Below are 21,208 nucleotides of genomic sequence, written 5' to 3' on the forward strand. Positions count from 1 at the left end.
CATATCGAGACGAACTGACATTCGATTTTTTATTAAAAAATCCGAATGTTTATTTCTTGCACCCTTTTTTAAGAAAAACATATCGAAACATTTAAAAAAACTATCTTGACATATTACCAGATTGCTCATATTTAGTTAATATTTTATATCTTTCTTTTAAATGAAAGAGGACACATTTAAAGTTATGCCCCCGACTAATTAAAACTAGCCATGTTTTCCGCATGATACTATGAAAACATGGCTAAGTTTATTTATAAACTATTTGCCATTTACTAATTTAAGTGAATACAACCCCGCAATACCATAGCCATCTGTTAGATCATATGGAGGTATTTCAACACCTTTATCTGACTTAGAACCTTGCTGTGGGAAATTAGTCCATATACTTTCATTGACTGTATAAAATACTTCTGGTCTATACATTAATGAGAATGAAGGTACCTGAGTTAAATAAATCTTAGTTAATTCTGTGTAATAAGATTTAAGCTTTGCCTGGTCTGTCTCATGAGGAATTAACTCTAGTAATTGGTCGGCTCTCTTATCTGCAAATCCGCTGAAGTTTCCTATCATCTGAGTCTTCATCTTGTTATATGAACTTGACAATATACCAAATGCACGTGTCCATGGGTTAGAGATACCTGCTCCTGATGGACTCCACATTGCTATATCAAAATGCTTGTTTGATAAATCATCGTAGAAAGTGTTAGCATCTGGGAAATAGGTTTGAATATCGATGCCGATCTTCTTTCCTGCAGCTGCTACAATTTCAAGTGAAGCGTTCCAATCTGACCATCCTTGAGGACATTCAGCTTTAAATGAAAGCTTTTTGCCCTTATATTCACGAATTCCATCACCGTTTGTATCCTTGATGCCAGCTTTATCCAAGAGTTTCTTTGCACCAGCGATGTCATTTCCAGTCCACTGATATTTCTTTAAGGAAGACTTATCTAACAAGCTCTGCTCAGCATTTGTTGGATTCATTAAGCTTCTTGGGACATCCTTAAAGGACGGTGAATATCCACTCATAGCAGTCTTAATAATTTGATCATAATCAACTGCCATTGCTATAGCTTTACGTATTGTAACATTATTAAGACCTGTTTTCTTTAAATTGTACCACGCAGTTGGCATTGTAGCTGCTACATAATACGGTGACTCCGGTAAATAAGTAGATACCTTTCCGCCTGACATCATACTTTGTACATCGCTTATAAATTGCTGTGAAACATCAACTTCACCATTCTTGAAGGCTGTATCACCTGCAGCGTTATCTTTGAATATATTATGTGCAATATACTTAGGCACTGGAAGTTTACCCCACATAGAGCTTGCCTTTCCCCAGTAATTATCATCCCTTTGAAATACAACTTTCTGGTCGTTAGCTATATAAGGTTTATATGGTCCTGATGCAACTAGATCTTCCATCTTGTCAGTCTTTATTTTGTTAGCATTATGATTATCTCTCTCTTCAACTTTTTGGAGATATGCCTTCTGCATTACATACTGTCTTGGAAGGTATTCTTCAACCTTTAATGGATTTTTGGCTTGTCCTTTACTATTTAGCACTGCTGTAAACACAACAGTTGAATCATCTGTAGCTTTTACACTCTTGATGTATTGTGCATAGTCAGAGCCACCTGCACTTTTATACTTAACATTCGTATCAAAGGTATAAGCCACATCCTGTGCTGTAACTGGAGTTCCGTCACTCCATTTGGCATCTTTATTAATCTTAACTGTTAGCTGCGTACGATTAGAATTCCACACAGGATCTCCATCTGCTAATAATGGATACATTTTACCATCAAGCATGTTATACATGTATAGAGTTTCATATATTAATGTTCTGGACGAATCCTTTTGAGTAACACCCATAGCGTTGTTTGAGTTACTGGACATAGGATTCCAATCGTTAACTGCACCCCACTGTTGTCCATTAAAGTAAAGCGTTTCATTTCTAGGTGTTGAATTTTTATCATCTGTCTTCTTCGTAGTTTTCCCCTTCGTTTTATTCACGGTAGTTTTATTAGGTTTGCTTGAATCATCCTTCGTCTTGCTTTTAGCACAGCCTGTGCCCAATGATGTAATCATTGTAGCTACAGCCAAAATTACACAGAACTTTTTTAGACGCTTATTCATTTAAGATCCCCCTTAAAAATATATTATTTATCCAAGCAAGTTATTTTGATATTAAAGTATAGTATCTATGTACAATTTTTATGACAACCTTTTCAAATCATTCAAAACTTTCTTTTATTTCTAGTTTTCCCAAATTCCCGATCCTAAACTTTTTAAAAACATACTAAGTTCAAAAGACATCTGTTCAGCGCACCTTAAGCTAATTGAAGCTGCTGAGCCATGTCCATTACTGGAATACAGGAAATGCATGATTTTTTCGTCATTTATATCCTGACATACTTCACCTATCGCGCGATCCCAGGAAGGATGATGGTTTATAATCGTAGTTGTAACTATAATTAATGCATTATGGTATTTCGCTCGTATATCTAATACAAAGTCTTTATAGCGCCGCTTCCAGACTTTTGATTTTTCACTATACCTATCCTCCTTCATATAGTCCTTAGGCACTGCATCGTTTTGTCCTATATCGATTACGACTACATGTGGGGTATACCGCGCGAAGTCCCAATCAGTTACATTTCCAAGATCAGGGTTGAAATGAAGCTTGTCATAAACACTTTCCATACCAATGCATTGCGGTACATGAAAGTATCCAGCATTGTCTAGCAGGGATATCCCCGCTTGTGCGATAATATTGACATTAGCCTTTAAGTTTTTGGCTGTCATCATAGCATAAGAATTCCAAGCATTAGAATACTGTCCATTGCATTTTCCCTGCTGTACTTCCATACAGTTTCTAGCCTCGATCAATTCGCCAGCAGCTGCAGAGTCTCCATAAAACTCCATATTTCGTCTGAACCTTTTAATTGCTTTGACTACAGTACCAACCCTAGATATTACAAACCCATAAAATGTAAATTCATGGCATCCATCCTGCCTTTTATATAACGTTATTTCATGTGGTTTGTCCTCTTTTAAATTTGTTCCTAGCACTATTTCTTGTACTAGCCTATCATTTGAAAGAAGCACTTTCTTCTCAACTCCATCTAAAATGTATCCTATATAGTTATCATTAAAACTGTGTTTGTTTTTTACCAATATCTTAAGTACAGACCCAGTAAATATCATTGATACCGAGCTTCCAGGAAATATGAATATTGGTGCTGCAGCGTTACTAAAATCTATTCTTCCACTATAGGTTAATTTATCTAAGTTTGCATCAACAAGCTTCTCATTTTCTATTAATCCCATGTAGTCTCACCTTCCCATCCTATATCTTGACTGTTTCTAAACTTGATACTAACAAGCTAATAACAGCCCACCATGTATACACTTCCATATCATAGATTTATCTATTTCTATTACGATATTATATAGATATATCTTTTATGTTATGACATTTTATATTTGTGTAATAAATAATTCATACATGCAATCTTTGGATATGAATGAAAAAGAACAACAATATTGTTTATTCTGTTTATTTGTAATATAATTTATAGATAAACATTCACAAGTCAAACGAAAGCTATAATTATTAATTTCTACTTAAGCTAAATTATTTAAAGTAAATCATACTAATTATTGTATGTTTCGAATTCGAAGGAGTATTTGTATGTTTGCATCAGAGAGAATTAAAACCATAAAAAGAATATTGATGGAGAAGAAACATGTAAATGTAACTAAATTAAGCGAAATGCTGGATGTATCAGAGGTTACTATCCGACGTGATTTTGAAAAGCTTGAAAGGGAAAAGTTTCTTGTAAGAACTCACGGAGGCGCGTATTTAAATGATGAATTGCTGGTAGACGATACAGTGATTGAGGAAACTAAAGAAGATCCTTATATTGAAGATCGGTTTGAAATAAGCAATATTGCCGTACAAATGATTAATGATGATGACAGCATAATCCTTACATCTGGAAAAACCAATTTATGTATAGCAAAAGGACTTATAAATAAAAAAAACTTAACAGTACTTACCAATGATCTTAATATTGCTTACGAGCTTTCTACAAATAGCAGTATCAAAGTCACTATGCCTGGAGGTGAATTGAATCCTGCATCTATGACTTTATCCGGGAAATTAACAGATGAGAACATTAGAAAATTCTTCGTTTCAAAGGCGTTCATCGAAGTTGAAGGTGCCAGCATAGAACGTGGTTTTACGGTTAGAAGCATGGAAAAAGCTTCTGTACTTAGAGAAATTTAGAGTAACAAAAGCAAAACGCCGATTCTTTCTATGTAAAGTAACTATATTAAATTTTCAAGGGTCTGTTGCATATCAGCTTTTAATACAACAGACCCTTGATTTATTCTTCTATCTAATATCATAATTTATTTTATTACTTTTAATATTGTGCCGCTTAGCTTGTCATGAAGCAATTTTTTGTTTTTTGAGAAAAAATGAATAGTAACATGAAAACACGCAGCTAAATCCAGCAAAAACAATATAAATATTAATAAATAGAAAATAAGATTGTCAGCTATCTTATCTATTCTTGTACAACTAAAAATCAGATAGTTTGAGCCAAAAAAAGCATAATATAATACGCCATATCTTACAAGCACTTCTCTAAATTTTAATCTTTCTTCTTTTCCAACAACTTTTATCCTGAGAAGCCATTTACCAAAGGTTTTACCGTTAGTAAAATAAACGATTAATATAAAATATATAAATACAAACATATATGCTTTAAAGTAGCCGCGAGTAATTAATGCTATTATAATAAATATAGACCAATCAAACCCTAACGCTAAAGACCTTCTTATAAAACCTACAGTAATATCCTCAAGCTTAACCTTCTCATCCAGTTTGCTGACATTAGGCAATACTTTCATAAGTATTGCTGATAGTATATAGCCTAAAAAACCACCGAAAGTATTCATAATTAGATCATCTACATCAAATATTCTATAAGGTCTATTGTAAATTCCATACAATCCGCTTAACTGAGTTAACTCGAAAAACAGAGAAACACAAAATGCTATTAATATTGTTTGCCTAAGATTTCTCTTAAAATAATAATGCAAATATGCACCTATGGGTAGCAGCAAAATGCCGTTAAAAGCTACCTGTAGAAAAGCTCGTTCTCTAAATAGATGAAGATAAGTTAATGGCTTTGAGATATCTACCTTAGTTTCTTTTAGGATATCCGCAATAAAATTAAATGGAATCAACTGAGTATACTTAGTACCTGCTCTCTGCAAACTTAGTACATCTGTGGTTTTAGGTAAAGGTAATATTACAAGATAGTATGCTGATATTAAATACAGCAAAAAAGAATAAAGCACCGCTGCTCTAAAAATATTTATATACCCATGCTTTCTATATTGATATATTAAAAAAGGCAGTGTAAAAAGCATAGCAACGAAGGGAAAACTTAACAGTGCTATTTTTATTGGAATAATATACTCTGACATCTATGCACCTCCAAAATGATTATCGGAACATATTACTATTAATAAAGTCAAAAAGTTTATCTGTAATAAATAATATGCTTAAGGATAGTAACATTCTTATTGTCGGAATCAGTTCGTCCAAAAAACAAAGTGCAGGTGTTATCCCTGCACTTAAAAATAATTATTTTACTTTAATAAAAGTCGCTGAACATGGAGGAACTGTAAGTTTCCCATTGTCTAAAGCAGCAGGAGCATTATAAAAATAGATAATGCTCTCTCCATTAGCTACAGGTATATCACAGGTTGCCTCAAATTCAGAAGGATTTAATACCACAAGGATACTACCAGTTCTACCTGTTCTCCTATATACAAAAGGATAAGCATTCTCTTCTGCATACAATATCTCTATAGAAGCATTTGAGCAAAGCGGCTCGTGACCCATTCTTAATTTAATCAGTTTCTGAACCTCTTTCCATAGTGAGTTCTCATCCTCCTGCTGCCTCTTTACTGTTGGTCTATCACTGGAAGAATCCTGTTTAATATAAAGCTGCTCGGATTTAGCATTAGAAAATCCATCATTGATATCGTTATTCCATTGCATCGGTGTTCTCGAACCAGTTCTGTGATAACCACCTTCAACAGACGTAAGACCCTCAACATAGTTCATTCCTATTTCATCTCCATAATAAATAAACGGAGCTCCTGGCATTGACATAATAAAAGCAAAAGCAACTTTAAGTTCTTCAGCATCTAGTTTCTGTGAAATTCTTTCTATATCATGATTGCCGGAAGGTATACAAATCAGTCCTTTTCCATTAGTCGAAGCATAATTTTCTAAATATCCTTTAGCAAACTTAGATATATCTCCTTTTCCTTCTTTTGAAAAGTATGGATTCTCAGCACGGAATAAATCCATATAATGACAAGAACCAAAAGGCAGTAGAAAATCCATATGGAAACCTCCCTTTAATTACTTATCAGGTTCTCCCCATTCTGAAATCAAAGCAGCCTCTGGAAATTCTTTGTCCATAAAACTTCTAAAGTTTTGCCATAACTTAATGGTTTCTTTGCTGCCCTCATCGTTTTTTACTAAAGATCCAGCCATGTCTACACGAAAACCATCGCAGCCCATTTTTAGCCAAAAACGCATCACATCTTTCATTGCTTCCCTTGTTCCAATAGCCTCTTGGGAATCAACAGAAAATTGCCACGGCTCCTTAGGGTTAGCAAATCCATAATTTAACGCAGGCTGAGTTGAGAAGAAGTTAACTGCACAACTACCGTTTCTATCAGAAATTCCTCTTATGCAGCCAGCAATACTCGTTACATCTTTAAAATCCTTCCATATGTTATCTGTCCATATGTATCTATGTGTATATTTATTTTCACTTGCCTTCATAGATTCTTTAAACCAATAATGCTCAGTCGAAGTGTGCCCTGGCACTAAATCAAGAATAATATGCATACGTTTCTCGTGAACCTTTTCAAAAAGCTCCTTTATATCATCATTAGTTCCATACCTAGGTGCAATTGTATAATAATCTGACACATCATAACCTGCATCTGCAAAAGGAGATGTAAAACAAGGATTCAGCCATATTGCATTACATCCTAATTCCTTAATATAATCTAATTTTTTAATGATACCTCGAATATCACCGATACCATCAGAATTCGTATCCATAAAACTTTGTGGATAAATTTCGTAGAACACTGCATTGTCAAGCCAAGCTGGCATAATAACGCCTCCTTCTAATTTTCATAGTAAAAATATTCGTCGAATAATGAACAATATGATTCTGTATTTCGTAATAATAGTATATCCTATGTGTGTTTACGTTTACTTGCAAAATATACACAACAAATAATACAATATTCACTTTTATATTTTAAAAAAATCTTATATTATAAATATGTGGTAATAAATATACGTATCAGTAGAAGGGAAACTTTATGAACAGCGATTTAAGAGAAAATAAAGTACATGGAACTCCACTATATCATTTTAATATATATAAAATGCATGATGAAAATGCTAAAATGTTTGTTTCACACCATTGGCATGAAGAAATTGAAATAATATATGTAATGAATGGTTCTCTTTATATAAATATCAACAACAATAAATATATTGGTGAACCGGGAGATATCTTTTTCATTAATAAAGAAGAGCTCCACGAAATGTATGTAGAGGATACTTCTACACTGTATTACGCCTTTTTATTTCCCATGGAATATCTGTCCTTTAGCATGTATGACTTTGTAGAAAGTGCGTACATACAACCTTTGTATAATAAACAAGCATTGTTTATAAATAAATTAAAAAATACTATTGAGATAAGTAAAGAAATGTGTAAGTTATTAGATTTCATTATCTTTGTAAACGACAATAAAACAACTGCATATCAATTTGGCACAAAAACAACCTTACTCCAGATTATTTATCTGCTTATAGAAAATAATTTGATAATAAGGTGTGCAGACTCAAAAATTAAAAACATTAATAATAAAGTAACCATATTAAAGGAGATAGTTTCCTACATCGAAGAGCACCATACAAATAAAATATCTCTAAATGATATATCTAAAGCCTTCAATATGGCTCCAAAATACTTCTGCAAATTCTTTAAAGCAAACTTTAATAAAACTTTTGTAGAATATGTAAATTACGTAAGAATAGAAAAAGCTATAAGTATGTTAATCAGTACTGATATGACAATTATGGATATAGCTTTTTCTACAGGTTTTGAAAATTTCAGCTACTTTATATTGAGGTTTAAAGCAATCACTGGTTGTACTCCTTCTAAATATAGATGCGAAAATCATAATATACAGTATTAATATAGATGATTTATCTTTTCACCATTAATGATATGCCTCCAGCAGTTGCCATAACCGTCACAATAATAAATATTCAACTGTTAAGCCACCTAAGTATTTTAAACATTCTTCAGTCTTATCGTAAATAAAACAGACTCGTATTACAAACTTAATTTCTCCTCCAGTGAGAAAATATTATAAACATATACATAATTTCTATAAATACATTAATTACTAATTAACGTTATTAATTTTATAATTTTCTATTTTATGTTATATTATTACTATGGGATTACTTACTATATAATTAAAAATATAATTTTACTAAACAGATTATTTAAGGAGTGATAAAATGATTTCAGTAAACGGGCTTGACTATTTAAAAAGTTTAGCTGAAACACAGATTAATTCTATTGTTAAAGAAGGTATATTCGGCGTAACTGAAGGCGATGTCATTACCTGGCAGATATCTTCAGACTCATTTAATGTTGAAAGTTTTAATGTCGGAGAAAAAATTGAGAAAATCAATACAATTTCTGATGCAATTAGTAAAAAAGAGACTATTACAGAAGATATTCCTGTAAGTGTTTATGGAATAAAGCTAATAGTTACTGCTATTCCTATTGTTAATAATGAAGAAAACATAATTGGAGCATATTACATGGTAGTTCCCAAGGTTAATCATATGGCTAAGGCATTCAAAGCTTTTGCACCTGTTGTTACTGAAATGTTTCCAGGAGGAGCATTTTTATCGATGTCAGATTTGACAAATATAAGACAAACACAAGCTTCAAAGAATTTTGATATTCCTAATATGACCGCCGGATTTGATATCACTACTGATCCAGTAAGTACCGGGGCTATAAATTCCCGCACACCTCAACATTTCGAAATTGATACCTATGAATGGGGCAAGCCAATTAGAGGATTATCTGCTCCTGTATTTGACGAAGATACTAATGAAGTTATAGGTGTTCTAAATATTGTACGTCCAAAGGAAATCGAACTGAATTTGCGCAATATGTCAAATAGTATTAAAAGCAGTTTGACAAACATATCTGCTACAGTTGAAGAATTGGCAGCTTCAGCTTCTGAAATAAATGCTAATCAAAATGATCTTAATGCAAACATAAAAGAAATAACAAATTTATCAGAAGAAATTAATAATATAAGTGGATTTATAAAGCAAATAGCAGATAAAACTAATATGCTTGGATTAAATGCATCAATTGAAGCAGCAAGAGCAGGAGAATTTGGAAGAGGTTTCAGCGTTGTAGCAAATGAGATTAGAAAATTGTCTGAACAATCTAGAGACACAGTTGATAAAATCAGTAAATTAACGGGCGAAATTAAAAGAAAGGTTACTGAATCAAATACAAAGAGTCAAAGCTCACTTGATTCCAGTCAAGAGCAGGCAGCATCCACAGAGGAAGTTGCAAGCAGCATAGAAGAAATAGTTTCTACATCAGAAGAACTTATCAATATGGCAGATAGCCTATAATTTCTAAAACATTATTTTGATCTCTGATGTGTACTTAAACAAACTTCCTTATTTACTAGTTTTTCCTCGAAGTTCAGGAGCTACATCATATATGTTTTCAAGAGCTCTTTTGGTATAATCCAATTTATCAAAGGAGCCCTTTTTTATACACCACATAACATCATAACCATATATTGTAAAAATAGAAGCACGATACAATTCTTCAGCAGGACTTTGATTTCGTATCTCACCGGCTTCTTGAGCCCTTTTAATAATTGGAACAGCTATTCGCGTCAAGGATTCTTTTATATTGTAAGTTCCGATATCCTTATTGATGTTGATTTTAAGACTTTGCCCATTCAAATCGTACCCTATGTCAACTGAAAATTTAATAATAACTTCAAAGCATTTCCATAACTGTTCCCAATAGTTTTCTGCATTCATTAAATTTTCTACGTTATTATATAATAATTCGCATATATTCCCAAATAGATCCGCTATAATATCTTCTTTAGACTTTAAATGATAATAAAATGTACTTTTTACTATGCCGCATGTCTTACAAATATCATTAATAGTAACATTATCATATCCTTGCTTAATAAATAACTTGTAAGCAACATTAATTATCTTCTCCTTGGTTTGTTCTTTTTCAGCTGCCATAGATATCCCCTCTCCTTCAATAATTAGAAGTTTACCACAAAACATTAAAAGAAGACAATAATTAATTTTACTTAATAAACATGGTTATAACCTCAGGGAGTATTATAAACCTTTATCGTAGTATGTAAATATTGACAAAGAAATAGGAGAGTGCTACTATAATTTTAATACCGCGGTACGAAATAATAAACCCATAGTATTAAAAGAAACATAATGATATATTGCGTGACTTTTATGTAAATATTATAAAGATAATCTTTGTCATTATAAAATATAATCGGTTTATTGACGTTGATTATAATTATATCTTGAGAGCTTTACAGCCGCACTTGAATATATTTGGCCTTACTTTTACATCAATAAAATAGTACATGCTTCCACAAATGACACCAAAAGTGTACTATAAAAAACTTTTTAATGATAAAACATCTTATAAACATATTAAGGAGGGTTATTATGAACAAATATCAGTATCTTGCTTCCCCAATTACATTTAGAGGTATGACGGTAAAAAACCGTGTATTCTTACCTCCGATGAAAACAAATTATATCTATGAAAATCATAAGATGAGTGATGAAATCATCGAATACTATGGCAAGATGGCACGAGGAGGTATTGGGTTAGTCACTACAGAAGCAGCTGAAGTCGATGGAGATCATCTTTACGATTCTACTATTCTAGGCATATTTGACGATTCCCAAATTGAAGGATTTAAGAAACTTGCAGACTCTCTTCATCAGTATGGAACTAAACTTTCCGTTCAACTGATTCAAGGCGGCCCATTTGCCAATTCTCAAATAAATGGCGGAAGAATGCCACTGAGTTCTTCTCCAATAGCTCATGTGTGGAATCCTTTAGAAACACCAATAGAAATGACTCATGAAGATATTAAACATTATATAAACAAATATGCAGCTGCTGCAAAGCGCGCACAAATAGCAGGATGTGATGCTATCGAGATTCATTGTGCACACGGTCATGCACTGTTAGGTTCTTTCCTTTCTCCATTAGTAAACCACAGAACAGACGAATATGGCGGCGATATCAATGGCAGAGCGCGTTTTTTAATAGAAGTTGTTGAAACTATACGTGAAACAGTTGGGCAGGACTTTCCAATAAGTGTTCGTTTATCTGCTGATGAACGTGAAGAAGGCGGAAATGATGTCTATGATACTTGCTATATAGCAAGGCTCCTAGAAAAAGCAAGTGTTGACTACATACATTTTTCCAATGGTACTTTGTATGATGTAGGAACTTTGCTTCCACCAACAGGTACTCCAAAAGCATTAAATACAATTTATACTGATATCATCAAGAAGGCTGTAAAAATTCCTATAGGTTGTGTCGGCAGAATCAAAGAACCATGGGTTGCAGATATGTTAATCGAACAAGGAAGACTTGACATTGCATATATTGGTAGGGCTCTTATATGCGATCCTGAATTCGTTAAGAAATCATTTGAAAACAATTTTGATGATATTCGTCCATGCGTAGGCTGCTTAACTTGTTTAGCCACATCAGCTGCTGGCATATTTATGCACTGTACTATGAATCCTGCCGTTGCCAATCAAAAACTTGCTGACATTAAAGAAGCCCCGATTAAGAAGAACGTTGTTGTAATCGGCGGAGGTCCCGCAGGTATTGAAGCGGCTACAACTGCAGCAAAACGTGGTCATAAGGTTACTCTCCTTGAAAAATTCAATATACTTGGCGGACAATTTATTATCGCAAGCTATCCTCCAGTTAAACAGGAACTTTCGCTTGGATTAAAGTATCTTATTCATGAATTAAAGAAAACGGATGTTGATGTTCGTTTAAATACAGAAGCAACCATTGAAACTATAAAAGCCTTAAACCCCGATGAAATCATCCTTGCAACAGGAGGTCAAGTTAAGATGCCTGCATGGATTGCTGAATCTGTTCATCCAAACGTTATCTCTGCATGGGATATATTCAAAGGCAAAAAGCATCCTGGACTAAATGTAGCAATTATAGGCGGTGGTTCCGTAGGCTGTGAAGTTGCTGATTTTATGTCTGATCATCACAATTATCGCGCAATCGGCGGAAGAAAAATCACAATAATTGAAATGCAAGACAATATCGACTCCACTGATTATACAGCTAATAGAGATTTTCTAATGACAAGAATTTCTCATAAACCGATAACTGTCGTTACCAGTGCAAAAGTATCTTCAATCACAGAAAGCAGTATAAGTTATATTAAGGATGCGAATGAAGAAACGCTGAACGGTATCGATACTATTGTGGTTGCAATGGGAACGGATCCTAATAATGCACTTGCTGAAGAATTAGAAGTTCTGAATATACCAATTCACATAATCGGCGATGCAAAACAACCTCGAAAGATTATGACTGCAATCGAAGAAGGCCGTGAAACAGCTATTAATTTATAATAAAATTTAATCAATATACCTAACCTCAAAACAAAGTCTGTATCTTAATTTGCATAATAATTTAAGATACAGACTTTATAAAATGCTATAAAGTTCTTATATTGTAGCTTCTAAAATATCACTGCTAAATAGGTTCGACCCTAGGATACTATAAATACCAGAATGTATATAGAATTTTTATTTTCAAAAGCAGAGTGACCTCGTTGGCTCAAAACACCTACTTCCATCACTCCACTTCAAAATAGCCACATTTTTGCTATCCTTTATTAATCTCTAGGTATTAAAACCCTACAACCATATCCAAAAGCACCTTCCATCTGACAAACTGTTGCTGCAAATTCAGCTGCCTTTTCAATGCTTTCTTTAATTGCTTTTTCTTTATCAATCCCTTTTTTTATTCTGTCTATATAACCAACCATAAATGTAGTTATAAGTGAATCTCCAGCTCCCATTGTATCCACAACTTTTTCGATTGGTTTAGCACTCTGCTCATAGAACTTGTTTCCATCATAAATTATACATCCTTTTTTTCCTCTTGACGCACATGCAATTTCTGGTCCATAAGATGCTATTTTTGTTAAATGTTGCTTTACTTCTTCATCAGAACCGTCAAATGAACAAAATGCATAATTTACCAATGGTGCAATTTCAGAATAGTACTGTTCTGTTGAATCATCAGAAAAATCAAAAGACAATTTTAATCCAGCATTGTGTATTTTGGGTAACTGGCTTTCCATATAGCAATAATTTCCGCAATGAATTAAGTCAAATTCCTTTAAATACTCTAAATCAAATCTATCCAGATTATAAATATGTTTACTTCTAACTCCACCTTCATTATAATCTAGAAATACTCTTTCACCATCCTTTAATGTACATCTAGAATACCCATTCTCTCCCTCAATTTGTTTGCACTTAACCATTTCAATATTTAAATTATCTAATATACTGATAACATGATCAGCATCTTTATTTATACCAAAATATCCCATGTAGGCACTTCTTCTTACACCAAACATTTTTGCGTATACAGCGAAATTTACACAATTTCCTCCTGGATACTGTGTATTTTTATGTACGTAAATATCTACTACATTATCGCCAAACCCAACAACGCTTACATCATATTCCATAATTATTCTCCTTTTAAATGATGACTAACCTAATAAAGTTAGCCATCAACATTTTTAGTATTCTACAACTCCCATATACCTTCTCATGCTAAGCGGATGCCTCGTTTTATTTTCAATCGCAGTTCTATAAAGAACACTCATTTCATAAAATAGCGGTGCATTAAAGTAATCTACACAATTCTCCTCTATTGTTTCTAATCCACAATTCTCAGCATCAATGACTTCATATTTCTTTCCATATTTTTGTAGGAACCTCAATGCTCTTTCATCTATTTCTCTTGTCTTTCCTTTGCTCATCATTAAAATATATAGATGATTTTCATCTGTAACTTCAAAAGGTCCATGGAAATATTCAGCAGAATTGATATAGCAGCAATCCATCCACTGCATCTCCTGAAGGGAACATATTGCAAATCCATAAGACTGTGCATACGCTGCCCCAGATGACATAATATATAAGAACGGCTCATTATAATACTTTTCTGAAAACACCCAAGCCTTATTTGTTGTATCATTAACAGCTTTACGAATTATTTTATCAATTTTCTCAATGCCATCTTTCATTGAATCATATAGTAAATATTCCGGTTCTTGTCTATGAATCAATTCATTAAGAATAGCATATGTAAGACACATTGGTTTTTCTTCCTGAGGTGTATCACTTTCCCAAGCATATACAATCGAATGATATTTTGAATTAGCACATTTACTCTGTGGATTGTGAGTGTATGTGATAACATATGCCCCTGTTTCATAAGCAACATCTGCTGCCTCTACCGTTTCTTTTGTATTTCCGCCATGTGAGCAGACAAAGACAAGACTGTTCTTTCCTAAATGGGCTGGTGGAGTTAACACAAATTCCTTACTTGGAATCCACGCTGAGTGCATGGACTTTGATTCTCTTTTTACAAAATATTCACTCGAATATAAATCGATCAAAGATCCTCCGCAAGCTACAAAATAAACATCCTCAATTTTTCCATTCTGTTTCTGAATGTCATCAACCATATTTGTTACATTAAATTCTGATACTTTCATTTATTATGCCTCCTAAATCTCTTTGCTTAATTTTTTGTGTGAAATTCTATGGATAAGTATTGCAGCAATCATACCTATTATTGCTGTTCCCAATAAATATCCAAAAATCATTTTATATGCTGCATTTCCATATAGGTCCATCCATTTTCCGAATATAACATAATAGAAGAAGTCTGGAAGGTATCCTATAATAGAAGCAATTCCAATTACAGTTCCTGTGTACATTGGTTTAAACTTGCATTCCTTTAGGCATGACCAAATTACACCGTATAACATCATAGCAATTGCACTTGGCAGCAATGAAATGAATGTTGCTAAACTAGGATTAATTGAACTTGGGATTGTCATAACTAAAACATATATTGCACAAGTAATACCAAATGCACAGACATACCATTTTGTTGCTGACTTAAATATTTTATCAATAATTAATCCGCCCACAGGACACAACAGATTCATTAAGTTACTTCTTACAATACTTATCAAAGAAGAACTTACAAGTGAAATCCCCATTACATCCTTTAGATATGGAGAAAAATAAGATACGCTTGTATACAGACCATATGCGCTCATGATCATTATCGACATTAACCAAGTAATAGGGTTTTTTAATACGTCTTTAACATAAGTAATTTTAAATCTGTTCTCTTCATCGGCAGTAAAATTTCCTTCTTTCTCCTTAAAAAATAATATAACTAACAATGCAGCTAATAATGTTCCTATTGCCATTACCCATATTGCTATAATAAATGACTGTGCTGGTTTCTTTGAAAATGAACTTGCCCATAAACAAACAGCATTAAGTATTGCTGAAATAATTCCTGATGATGCGTAGTAAATACCATAGCAAATTCCCTGCTGTTCAACGCTACCAACCATACCTACTGCTTTTGTGATTGCACACCAGAATACAAAATTCGTAGTTAATCCAACCAAGAACCAAAGCAGACATGCAACAGCAAAATTCATCGTTAATGCGTAGATTACAATAATAACAACCGATCCTAATATTGAACATGTCAATGATTTTTTAACTGAAAACTTATCAGCTAAGATTCCTCCAGGTATCATTGATATCATCATAGATATTGAATATATTGACATTAAATACCCTGATTGAGTATTTGTTATATTCATAGCTGCAATTTGCTGATCATAGAATACATAACGCACATATGGAAACGTATACATAACTGCATTAACAAAACCAAGAATAAACAGCATAGCAAATAATCTTAAACTTATTTTTTTTTCTCCCTGTCCCATAATTTGTTCCCCCATTATTTTTTATATACGGTTTTTCCATTAACTATTGTCATTTCCACTTCTGTTTCCAAGATCTTTTCCATTGGTGTATCAAAAATATTTCTGTCAAAAATCACAAGATCAGCTCTTTTGCCTGCTTCTATCGTACCTAATATACCTTCCCTTTCAACTGCATATTGTGCATTAATAGTCCATGCACATAACATTTGATCTATAGATATAGTATTTTCAATGTTGATTTGTCTCTCTTTATCTTTACAGTAGTTTGCACAACCATAATAGATGGCTTCAGGAACACTAGGTAATAGAAGTGGTAAGTCTGTTGCAGCTGCAAGCTTTACACCATTGTCAATAAGCGAACGATAATTCAAATATCGGCATCTTCTCTCATGCCCAATCATATTCTCATAATCTTTAACCCAATTATCATATGTATCATACTTATATATCTGAGTATAGATTTCACCAAATACACCTAAACCGGCCATCTTCTTTTCGTCCTCTGGTTTCGTAAGTTCAAGGTCTGTAATTCCATGTCTGTTTTTAAGTTTTCCATTGACTTTTTTGCATTTATCGTAAATCTTCAATATCTGATGAAATGCCCCATCTCCTTCCGAGTGTAATGTAAATCTAAAATCATTATAATCAGCTTCAAGTACTTCTCTTTCAAGCTGTTCATAATCAATTTCCTTCTTACAATAAATTTCTGTACCCTCATAGGGTTCCATCAAATGACCTTCCATTCCCAAAATCAAACCATCCGTCATTTGATTATATCCAGCAAATTGCACAAATTCTGATTGAAAAACCTTGCGCATCTTCTGTCCGTAGGAAATGTTAGTTTTTTCTGCAACCGGCTGAGACATGAAAGATATTCGTACTGATAACTTATCATTATTGTCAAAGTCCTTCAAAACATTTGTAAAGCCGTAGTAATCATCAAATCCCATCTCTTTGACGGATGTCACACCTCTTGAATTCAGCATTTTCATATACTCAATAAATTCATTATCTATAAAATTTCTATCGTTTAAATAAATACTCATTATTTTATGCAGTGCTTCTGCATTACATTTTTGAGGTGTGAAGCCAAATGCATTTCTTGCTGCATTATTCATTACACATGTACCATGCCCTGCTTTGAATAGTACAACTGGTTTCTCTGGGAATAAGTTTTCAAGTAACTTTTCAACTTCAGTGTTATTCAAAAATTTTTCTGGTAAATGATTTCCGAATACTGCTTCCCCACATGAATTATTTTTCAACTCATACCTAAGCATTTCTTCCAGATCATGAACATTACATACGCTTTCATAGTTTCTTCCCAAATGTTCAATTACATATCCAGGGAAAAATGTATGTGTATCACAAAATCCAGGACAAATGGTTCTATCGCCCAAATCATATAGACGAGTTTCTGATCCTATTAATTCTTGCTTAACATCTCCTTCAAATACGCCAACTATGTCACTTCCACTTATAACAACATAACCGGATATTTTTTTATAATTAACTGCAGTAAAAATACTAGATGATTTTAATATTATATTCGCTTTTATCAATTCTTTAATCCCCCTTTCTTAATCGTATTATATCATCATATAACGTTATATTCAATATATCGTTTACATTTTTATATTTTTTTTAATTACACGCTTCGTAAACGATATATTGTGTATATTAAGGCTTGTATTTTTATAATTTTTTGTCATTTTAAAAAAACATATAGTACAAAGGTCTTGAAACGTTATATAACATATGGTATGCTAAATTTGACAGTTATGGGAGGTTGATAATATGAAACTTAATCCATCAAGTACAATTCCTCTTTTTGAACAACTAAAAGAAGAAATAAAAAATCAAATTAGAAATGGAATATACACGCAAGGTCAAAAAATACCTACTGAGTTGGAACTAAACTCAGTTTATGGGATTAGTAGAATCACTATAAGACGGGCCATAGAAGATCTTGTTAAAGAAGGAATTCTCACAAAAAAACAAGGTAAAGGAACTTTTGTTCAAGAGAAAAAACTATTAAGAAAAATTGAACATACCATCAGCTTTTCTGATGCATGTATTTCAAATAATATGAAACCTTCATGCTATGTTACTAAAAGAGAAGTTTTAGCTGCTCACAGTCATGAAGTCCAAAATACAGGATTGTTTAATGACGAGCAAGCTATATATATACAGAGAATTCGTTTAGCTGATAATATCCCTATCATGTGTGAAAACAATTATTATCCTTATGACAGATACTATTTTTTGCTCACAGAAGAGTTAAATGGTTCTTTATATAATCTATTAGAAAATAAATATGATATTCAAATCGGCACTTCAAAGAATTCATATATTGACGTTGTTAAAGCTGATTCAAAAAATAGCAAACTGCTTAATGTTCCTTTAGGTGAACCATTGTTTTTACTATGCACAGAAATGTATGATACTTCAGGTAAACTTATTCATGTAGGCAGGCAATTCATTGTTGGTTCAAGATATCGTTTTTGTTATGATATAATTTAGTAACTATGATGTATAAGACTTCCTTTACTTTTTTACTATGTTGTGAAAAAATAATGAGCTAGGAATAAACTCAGCTCATTTTTATATAATATTAATAGCTTGCAACTAATATAATTTTTAATTGTACAAGCACTTCTTTAATTATTTAGAAATATCCTTTCCTGTATCGTTTAATATTTTACCGGTAAAAGCATCAACATATGGATAATAGTTTTCATCGTCTAAATTATTAAGTTTGTAGAAAAGTTCTCCATTGTTATATTCACTGCTATAGGTCAATGTAGGAGCATAGTGCTTTAATACCATAGCTTCTATATTACCCTCATTTTTTATTTCTGTTACATCCGTAAACTTGTTATTTTTATTCCATCTCTCTGATAAGCCTACTGGAACTCCTGTATTTTTATCAATACAAATAGCAATACCATTATCAGTATAAGGGATATTATTAACACTTCTGAGGAAATTAAACTGATAATAACTGCTTGTATTCTTATCTTTACGTTCAGTGTCCTTCTGTTTTGTTTCAATATATTTTACTTTATCCGGATAGTATTTCGCCACAAGATTTAGAGCTTTTCTATATGCTGCATCATAGTTTAACTTCACTGAGGAAGTAAGTTTTTCTTTGTCACTAAATGTATCTATTATCTCTTCATTTATTGCATCTATCTTTATATAGTTATTACTGCTTTGAATCTCCTTTTTTGATTTTTTGTAGAAGTCAGCTCTCCACACCCCATTACCGGTACCATAATATTGTCCCTTATTGTTTTGATATTTTAATCCAGCTATTTTATAGCCTGTGCCGTAAAGCTGCTTAACATATTTTTCTATAACTTTTTTAGCAGTTTCAGAACTAATAACTTTCTTGTTATTCTTAACTTCACCAGCTTTTTTGTACCATTCTGTTTTTTCACTTTCAGATAAATCTTTTGTAATAGTGGCTAAGTTCCCATAGTTATTTAAATCAACAAATTTTCCCGTATTACCATCAACATAATAATTAGGAATGTCCTCAGTTCCATATACTAATTTTGTTTTATTACCCTTAAACGGAATATACTCTAGTTGAAAATTTATGTTATTATTAAAAACTTCTTTCGATTTGTCCTGTGATATTACTTTTGAACTGTCAGGAATCTTGTCATTTTCATTCCAAACTTTTTTAAAGCTTATAACCTTTCCCGTGCTCCTATCCTCTTCTACAATTATATAATGGTCTTGGCTGAAAACTCCATTTTCCATTCTTCCAAAAGTAAAAATATAATTATCAATATCATTTTTAAAAGAAGTCTTATAGTTTACTAGTTTACTTACCTTCTCTTTGTCCGGGAAGAATTTTTGCATAAACTGATTTGCATCTTCTATAGCTTCAGCTTTTGAAACTGCTTTATTAAAATTATTTCCATGGTAATTTCTTAGATACAATATATCACCCGTATCTGACTCTATATCTGCTGCTATATCATAATGAACTTCCTTTTGATCCTTTCTAAAAACTATACTCCAGACATGACTTCCATCCCAATATCCATCTTCTAGCTTACAGTTCATTTCAAAGTCTTCTTCTTTGAGATTATACCCAAAATATTCTTTTAAAGCATCTTTCATAATTTGCAGTGCCTTTTCCTTACTAATTGCGGTTTTATAGGAACTCTTTTGGACTGCAGTATTATATCCTTTAACTCGTATGCCCTTAGCATAAACAATATTTTCTTTTATTATGCCCAAAGCTATAGTCATTACAGTTACACCAGTTATTAATCCTAGTAGTCTTTTTTTTATCATTCTGACCTCTCCTCGTATAATAAATTTTTTTATCTGATACCAAGGCATGTATCATGCACTTATAAATACGGTAAAATTTTTGTTAAAGTTCTAATAACATGGTTTCATAGTAAAAAATGGTTACACCCTATGTCGGTCGGTTACGTTCATTAAGCAATTACACCGCATCTTTTAGTCAAATTTCCTAATGGCTCATAACTCGGCTGCGCCTCAAACAATTCGCCATCTTAACGGAAATTTGCCTAAAAGACACGGATAATTGCTAAACTCACTCCAAATGCCTCCGTCGGATGTAACCATTTTTAATGCCCTAACTCTTAATTTTTACATAATACTTTTATTTTATTAATTCTATTATCTTTCTATCTTAATTCACTAACTTCAGAATATATTACCATTTCTTTATTTAGTGGTGTATCTTAATATTAATCAAAAGTTATCTACAATTTGAAAAAATCATAAATTCCTCACTGGTGTTCAGAGAATGGAAAACATTGTTTAAAAAAAGTAATGCAGTAACCACAAATTATATAAACATGAATATTAGATATATTTATCAATATATTGCCATAAGAAAAGAGTATAGTTGTCCAAT

Annotated in this window: 16 protein-coding genes; 5 read left to right on the forward strand and 11 right to left on the reverse strand. The window is 32.5% G+C overall.

What is annotated here, in order from left to right; translation table 11 throughout:
• Positions 1–258: 258 nt before the first annotated feature.
• Positions 259–2,139, reverse strand: a complete 1,881-nt coding sequence (locus tag CLORY_RS18975) for an ABC transporter substrate-binding protein (protein WP_079427448.1) — start codon at positions 2,137–2,139, stop codon at positions 259–261.
• 120 nt (positions 2,140–2,259) lie between these two features.
• Positions 2,260–3,333, reverse strand: a complete 1,074-nt coding sequence (locus tag CLORY_RS18980; protein WP_079427450.1) for an SGNH/GDSL hydrolase family protein — start codon at positions 3,331–3,333, stop codon at positions 2,260–2,262.
• A gap of 364 nt (positions 3,334–3,697) precedes the next feature.
• Between CLORY_RS18980 and CLORY_RS18985 the strand changes: the two genes are divergently transcribed.
• Entirely contained in the window at positions 3,698–4,294 is a 597-nt protein-coding gene (locus CLORY_RS18985; RefSeq protein ID WP_169911686.1) for a DeoR/GlpR family DNA-binding transcription regulator, read from the forward strand.
• Between the two features lie 125 nt (positions 4,295–4,419).
• Here the strand turns inward: CLORY_RS18985 and CLORY_RS18990 are convergent, their stop codons facing one another.
• The 3 genes from CLORY_RS18990 to CLORY_RS24280 all read right to left on the reverse strand — a co-directional run bounded on the left by CLORY_RS18990 (position 4,420) and on the right by CLORY_RS24280 (position 7,222).
• Positions 4,420–5,505 (reverse strand): VanZ family protein, encoded by a 1,086-nt coding sequence (locus CLORY_RS18990; protein ID WP_079427454.1) that lies wholly within the window; start codon positions 5,503–5,505, stop codon positions 4,420–4,422.
• A gap of 160 nt (positions 5,506–5,665) precedes the next feature.
• Positions 5,666–6,436 carry an alpha-amylase family glycosyl hydrolase gene (locus CLORY_RS24275; RefSeq protein ID WP_423236531.1) on the reverse strand — a complete coding sequence of 257 codons (771 nt, stop codon included), beginning with the start codon at positions 6,434–6,436 and terminating at the stop codon, positions 5,666–5,668.
• An 18-nt stretch (positions 6,437–6,454) separates the two neighbouring features.
• The gene (locus tag CLORY_RS24280) at positions 6,455–7,222 is read right to left on the reverse strand and encodes an alpha-amylase family glycosyl hydrolase (protein WP_423236532.1); all 768 of its coding nucleotides are present in this window, start codon (positions 7,220–7,222) and stop codon (positions 6,455–6,457) included.
• A 215-nt stretch (positions 7,223–7,437) separates the two neighbouring features.
• Here CLORY_RS24280 and CLORY_RS19000 point away from each other — a divergent pair, with 215 nt between their 5' ends.
• Together CLORY_RS19000 and CLORY_RS19005 are read left to right on the forward strand one after the other, a co-directional pair.
• Positions 7,438–8,325, forward strand: coding sequence for an AraC family transcriptional regulator (locus CLORY_RS19000; protein WP_079427456.1), 888 nt, complete (start codon positions 7,438–7,440; stop codon positions 8,323–8,325).
• A gap of 331 nt (positions 8,326–8,656) precedes the next feature.
• The gene (locus tag CLORY_RS19005) at positions 8,657–9,805 is read left to right on the forward strand and encodes a methyl-accepting chemotaxis protein (RefSeq protein ID WP_079427458.1); all 1,149 of its coding nucleotides are present in this window, start codon (positions 8,657–8,659) and stop codon (positions 9,803–9,805) included.
• Between the two features lie 48 nt (positions 9,806–9,853).
• On the opposite strand, the gene CLORY_RS19010 is transcribed toward CLORY_RS19005, so the two are convergent.
• The gene (locus tag CLORY_RS19010) at positions 9,854–10,447 is read right to left on the reverse strand and encodes a TetR/AcrR family transcriptional regulator (RefSeq protein ID WP_079427460.1); all 594 of its coding nucleotides are present in this window, start codon (positions 10,445–10,447) and stop codon (positions 9,854–9,856) included.
• 456 nt (positions 10,448–10,903) lie between these two features.
• On the opposite strand from CLORY_RS19010, the gene CLORY_RS19015 reads away from it, so the two are divergent.
• A complete protein-coding gene (locus CLORY_RS19015) occupies positions 10,904–12,862 on the forward strand; it encodes an oxidoreductase (protein WP_169911687.1) in 1,959 nt (652 codons plus the stop codon).
• 266 nt (positions 12,863–13,128) lie between these two features.
• On the opposite strand, the gene CLORY_RS19020 is transcribed toward CLORY_RS19015, so the two are convergent.
• The 4 genes from CLORY_RS19020 to CLORY_RS19035 are packed head-to-tail and all read right to left on the reverse strand — an operon-like array spanning position 13,129 to position 17,861.
• Positions 13,129–13,995 carry a PfkB family carbohydrate kinase gene (locus CLORY_RS19020; RefSeq protein ID WP_079427465.1) on the reverse strand — a complete coding sequence of 289 codons (867 nt, stop codon included), beginning with the start codon at positions 13,993–13,995 and terminating at the stop codon, positions 13,129–13,131.
• Between the two features lie 54 nt (positions 13,996–14,049).
• Positions 14,050–15,033, reverse strand: a complete 984-nt coding sequence (locus tag CLORY_RS19025; protein ID WP_242954455.1) for an SIS domain-containing protein — start codon at positions 15,031–15,033, stop codon at positions 14,050–14,052.
• Between the two features lie 12 nt (positions 15,034–15,045).
• Positions 15,046–16,299: an MFS transporter gene (locus tag CLORY_RS19030; RefSeq protein WP_169911688.1), complete on the reverse strand. Its 1,254-nt coding sequence runs from the start codon at positions 16,297–16,299 to the stop codon at positions 15,046–15,048.
• A gap of 14 nt (positions 16,300–16,313) precedes the next feature.
• Positions 16,314–17,861, reverse strand: coding sequence for an amidohydrolase family protein (locus CLORY_RS19035; RefSeq protein WP_169911689.1), 1,548 nt, complete (start codon positions 17,859–17,861; stop codon positions 16,314–16,316).
• Between the two features lie 235 nt (positions 17,862–18,096).
• Between CLORY_RS19035 and CLORY_RS19040 the strand changes: the two genes are divergently transcribed.
• Positions 18,097–18,822 carry a GntR family transcriptional regulator gene (locus tag CLORY_RS19040; RefSeq protein ID WP_079427472.1) on the forward strand — a complete coding sequence of 242 codons (726 nt, stop codon included), beginning with the start codon at positions 18,097–18,099 and terminating at the stop codon, positions 18,820–18,822.
• A gap of 141 nt (positions 18,823–18,963) precedes the next feature.
• Here the strand turns inward: CLORY_RS19040 and CLORY_RS19045 are convergent, their stop codons facing one another.
• The gene (locus CLORY_RS19045; protein WP_079427474.1) at positions 18,964–20,613 is read right to left on the reverse strand and encodes a YcdB/YcdC domain-containing protein; all 1,650 of its coding nucleotides are present in this window, start codon (positions 20,611–20,613) and stop codon (positions 18,964–18,966) included.
• Positions 20,614–21,208: the final 595 nt, after the last annotated feature.

This window comes from Clostridium oryzae (assembly GCF_002029235.1).
Classification (GTDB): domain Bacteria; phylum Bacillota; class Clostridia; order Clostridiales; family Clostridiaceae; genus Clostridium_AE; species Clostridium_AE oryzae.